Source organism: Gottfriedia sp. NPDC056225, assembly GCF_042267765.1.
Classification (GTDB): Bacteria; Bacillota; Bacilli; order Bacillales; family Bacillaceae_G; genus Gottfriedia.
This window is the reverse complement of record NZ_JBHJTJ010000120.1, coordinates 1-2,853: the sequence shown is the minus strand read 5'-3', so window position 1 is coordinate 2,853 and position 2,853 is coordinate 1. Positions and strand designations below refer to the sequence as shown.

Here is a 2,853-nt window from a genome sequence, read left to right as displayed (position 1 = left end):
CATTAGTTACATAACACGAGCTGCTTATATGCGGCTTTTTTTATTGAAGTAAATGTCAGGTTAGTTCAATAAGAGGATTTGAATAGTGTTCAACAATGGTAAAATTAAACATATAAAGAAAAATGTAGATAAATGAGGAAGGAAATATATAATGAAATTTTACATTGAAAAGGATTATTTTAATCAAGCGATTTCGGACGTTAGTAGGGTAATCTCACTTAAAACAACAATACCCATCTTGACAGGTATAAAGATTTTAGCAAATTCCCAAGGACTTACTTTAATTGGAAGTAATTCAGAAATAATTATAGAAAGAACAGTTCCCACCGAAATTAATGGAGTTAAGATATTAGAGGTTTATCAACCTGGTAGTATAGTTGTATCAGCTAAATATCTTAGCGATCTTGTAAAAAAATTACCGGATAACATAGAAATTACAGTAAATGAAAATCAATTAATGACAATTCAATCAGCTGAAATTATAACTCATATAAATGGATTCAATTCTGAACAGTATCCACTTCTGCCTTTGATCAACAATGAGGATCATATAAAAATTCCAATTGCAGAAATAATTGAAATGATTAGGCAAACTGCTTTTGCAGTAGCAAAAAATGAGTCCAGACCTGTTCTAACAGGGGTTAATATGTCCATAATGGAAAACAAATTAAACTGTGTAGCAACAAATTCTCATAGGTTGGCATTAAAAGAGTTACAAATAGATTCATTTATGAATGGTTCATTCATTGTACCGAGTTCTAGCCTTAATGAAGTAGTAAAATTATTTAATAGCGATTCGGGAGATATGAATTTATTTATATCTGAAAACTATATTGTCTTTAAATCAAAGTTAATTTCACTTTATTCAAGATTAATAGAAGGAAGATATCCAGAAGTAGCAAGCTTAATTCCTAATGAAGTAAAGACAATAATCACACTTGATACCAAACAACTATTAAAAGGTTTTGAAAGAGCAAGTATCTTCGCCAGCGAATGGAAAAATAACAATGTTTATTTAGAAATAATAGAAGGTTCCAAATTAAAAATTTCGTCCCACTCTTCGGAGATTGGAAAAATAGAAGAAACACAAATAATTAAGAATCTAAATGGTCAGACAGAATTAAGTATTTCTCTCGATGGGAATTATATGATTGAAGCGTTAAAAGTAATAAAAGATGAAGAGGTTACAATTAGTTTTGGAGGTTCAATGAAACCATTCATAATTAAACCTGTTAATAATAATACTCACCTTCATCTAATTTCTCCTGTGAGAACATATTAATATAAACTCGCTTATACAACTAACTAATGCTTTAGTTGTATAAAAAATTTTAAAATATATGAAAAGTGGTATTAATGATGATAACTGAAATGGATATCGCGTGTCATTTATACGGTGATAATTTTTCGCCTAATAAAGTAGAACAATTAACTGGGCTTACTCTTATGAACAAGATTGAAATTGGGGACATAAGAACAAAAGGAGTATACGAAGATAAACCTTCTCCTTATGGTGATTGTGTATTATATCCACCTGAAAAACACAAACAAACAGAAGATTACGGATTGCTCTGGCTTGCGGAGAATCTGTCCAAGCATATCGAATTAATTAAAAAGTGCGGAGCAGAGAATATTGATTTGGTAATAGGAGTGTTTTATGAAGGGCAGTGTAATTTTGTTTTAGATCCAAAGGCTATTAATATTATTGGAGGATTAGGGATTTCGTTACAAATAAGTTGCTACGATAATTATTGAACGCATGCAATAGTTTAACAACAAGATCGGCTGTTTAGTCAATTTTTTTATAGAACTATAATGATAGATTGGTTAAATATGTGAAAAAATAGGATATTTCACCTTGAAAAGTTGAGGGGGGTTTTTGTTATAATAAATGGGAAATTAAGTGAGATTTTAATTAACCTTTGTGGTGAGATTTTATTGTAAAAGAGCTTGTAGATGCTAGATTACATATGGTTAAATGCCGAATCGCCTATATTAAATCAACTTCCAAGCGGATTTAAATCAGCAGTAATATTATTTCATCCATTTATTCAAATGCCCAAAGATTGGGAGCAAAATAAAAGTATTAACGAATGTGAGCACATTTATCCCAGTGATGAGGAAATCTTGCATCTAGGTAAACAAGTGAGTTGGATGAGTATGATGCATGATTGTGGTTTTACAACTTTTAATGAGATCGCAATTGCATTAAAAACATCAATTGGTGCATTTAAAAAACAATATATCCGAGATGATTTAGCTGAAAAATTAAACACTCAAATTAAAAAAAATTGTTTTTATCCTAACGAGGATGATACATCGATATTTTTTATACAAGATTTAAAAATAGTTTTAGAATCTAATGGGGCTAAATATTTTAGCTATTCTGATCCATTATTAGACAAAAGTGGTGTTTTAGAAATTGAAAAACTTACGCCCTTGGAAATCGGCGATTTAGCACTTAAAGAGTTAATTATTACAGATGAAAATATGGAATTCGCATTTATGAATGTATATGATTCTTTTATTTCTATATTTATGACACGAGATGAAAAGATTGATGAGATTGTTAAAAGGATGGGATGGGAAGCTATAATATGTGACGACAAAACTTATATTGATTGGTATTGGTTAAATCCCCGTTAGAGTTGTGTTGGCAATTCTTTTTTTAGGTTGATCAACTACTCATACGATAGTTGATCAAGATGGGTTGCTGTTTTAACTCATTTTTTATTCAACAATATGGCAGTTTGTTGTAAAAGGAGTGAAATACTTTAGTAGGAAAAGAGATGAGTATGGAGGAAAAAGAATTGCAAATTAAAGAACTAAACGCAAAATTTCAATCTAAAAAAA

At 30.0% G+C, this 2,853-nt stretch carries 3 protein-coding genes; all 3 read left to right on the top strand.

The features are described from left to right. Window positions 1-151 precede the first annotated feature (151 nt). The 3 genes from dnaN (at window position 152) to ACFCYN_RS25265 (ending at window position 2,646) form a co-directional block, all read left to right on the top strand. Window positions 152-1,282 carry a DNA polymerase III subunit beta gene (gene dnaN / locus ACFCYN_RS25275; protein ID WP_375952916.1) on the top strand — a complete coding sequence of 377 codons (1,131 nt, stop codon included), beginning with the start codon at window positions 152-154 and terminating at the stop codon, window positions 1,280-1,282. A 74-nt stretch (window positions 1,283-1,356) separates the two neighbouring features. Beyond that, on the top strand, window positions 1,357-1,755 hold the full coding sequence (locus ACFCYN_RS25270) for a hypothetical protein (protein WP_375952913.1): 399 nt from the start codon (window positions 1,357-1,359) through the stop codon (window positions 1,753-1,755). A gap of 201 nt (window positions 1,756-1,956) precedes the next feature. Further along, entirely contained in the window at window positions 1,957-2,646 is a 690-nt protein-coding gene (locus ACFCYN_RS25265; RefSeq protein ID WP_375952910.1) for a DUF2711 family protein, read from the top strand. Window positions 2,647-2,853 lie beyond the last annotated feature (207 nt).